This is a genomic window from Streptomyces sp. CO7, assembly GCF_053474865.1.
Map to the genome: position 1 here is coordinate 214,333 of NZ_JBRIOU010000002.1, position 1,923 is coordinate 216,255.

1 protein-coding gene and 1 pseudogene are annotated in these 1,923 nt (G+C 71.8%); both read left to right on the forward strand.

The window, feature by feature from the left end:
- Window positions 1–1,637: DNA polymerase/3'-5' exonuclease PolX (polX, locus tag ACOV8S_RS02875; protein WP_448315932.1), on the forward strand; the 1,637-nt coding region annotated here is incomplete at its 5' end.
- A gap of 81 nt (window positions 1,638–1,718) precedes the next feature.
- Window positions 1,719–1,923: pseudogene (locus tag ACOV8S_RS02880) on the forward strand (hypothetical protein); the annotation flags it as partial.

Here is a 1,923-nt window from a genome sequence, read left to right on the forward strand (position 1 = left end):
TCCGCACGCTCGACGCCAAGGGGCTGCGGGAGATCCCGGGGGTCGGCCGGTCGATCGCAGACAAGGTCACCGAGTACCTCGCCACCGGCGATTTCGCCGCCCTGGAGGAGCTGCGGGCGAAGATTCCGGAGGGCGTGCGGCGGCTGACGGCCATCCCCGGCCTCGGCCCCAGGAAGGCGTACACGCTGCACCACGAACTGGGGGTCTCCTCCGTCGACGAGCTCGTCGAGGCGATCCACGCCGAGCGGCTGCGCGACCTCAAGGGATTCGGCCCCAGGACCGAGGAGAACATCCTCCACGGTGTGGAGCTCATGCGGTCCGCCGGCGACCGGGTGCTGATCGACGCGGCCCTCGACCTCGCCGAGGACGTGGTCGCCAAGCTGTCACGGATCGACGGCTGCCTGCGGTGCGAGTACGCCGGGTCGCTGCGCCGGGGCCGGGAGACCATCGGGGACGTCGACGTGCTGGTCGCGGCCGAGGAGTCCGGGCCGTTCATGGAGGCCTTCGTGGCCCTGCCGTACGTCTCCGAGGTGACCGCCCGCGGCACGTCGAAGACCTCGGTCCGCACGGACAGGGGCCTCGCCGTCGACCTGCGCGTCGTGCCGCCCGACTTCTGGGGCGCGGCGATGCTGTACTTCACCGGCTCCAAGGCGCACAACATCCGCGTCCGGGAGCTCGCCGTGCGCGCGAAGCTGAAGCTGTCCGAGTACGGGCTGTTCGACGCGGAGAGCGGCGAGAAGATCGTCTCGCGGACCGAGGGGGAGGTGTACGAACGCCTCGGCCTGCCCTGGATCGCACCGGCCCTGCGGGAGGACCGCGGCGAGATCGAGGCCGCGCGCGAGGAGAGGACCGGGCGGGGTGACGGGCTGCCCGAACTGATCGAGGAGTCCGACCTCCGCGGCGACCTGCACACCCACACCGACCTCACCGACGGTCTCGCCCCGCTGGAGCAGATGGTCGCCGAGGCCGCGAAGCTCGGGCACGCCTACTACGCGGTCACCGACCACGCGCCCAACCTGTACATGCAGCAGATGACCGAGGAGCGGATCCTCGCCCAGCGCGAGCAGGTCCGCGCCCTCGACGGGGCCTACGGCAAACGGGGCCGCACCGAGCGCGGCGGCGGCATGCGGCTGCTGCACGGCGTGGAGCTGAACATCGACCCGGACGGCGAGGTGGACTGGCCGGCGGACTTCCTGGCCGGCTTCGACGTGTGCGTGGCCTCCATCCACTCGCACTTCAACCAGAGCCGTGAGGAACTCACCCGGCGACTGGTCCGCGCCTGCGAGAACCCGCACGTCAACATCATCGGCCACCCCACGACCCGCATCCTCGGCAAGCGGCCCGGGATCGAGTTCGACCTCGACGAGGTGTTCGCCGCGTGCGCCCGCACCGGCACCGCCATGGAGATCAACGCGCACCCCAACCGCCTCGACCTGCGCGACGAGGACATCCTGCGGGCCCGGCGGCACGGCGTGCGGTTCGCGATCGACAGCGACGCGCACTCCGTCCCCGACCTCGGCCACCTGCGCTTCGGCGTGGGCACCGCGCGACGCGGCTGGCTCACCGCGGACGAGGTGATCACCACCTGGCCGCTCACCCGTCTGCGCCGCTTCCTGCGCAAGGGACGCCGCGGCTGACCGGAAAGCCTCCCGGGAATGGATGCCTCCGGCAGCGGTGTGCCAGGGTGACACGCCACGACGATCATGCGGGGGGCCGGGATGCAGCCGGACGTGGGGGAGCTGACGGTGTCGGAGGCGACGCCGGACGACCTCGAGGGCGTACTGAAACTCCAGTACCTCGCCTACCAGGGCGAGGCGGCGCGGTACGACGACCACACCCTCCCGCCGCTCACCCAGGATCTGGCGGGCCTGCGCGAGGACCACCGGGCCGGCGTGCTGCTCGTGGTACGGCTCGGCAGCGAGG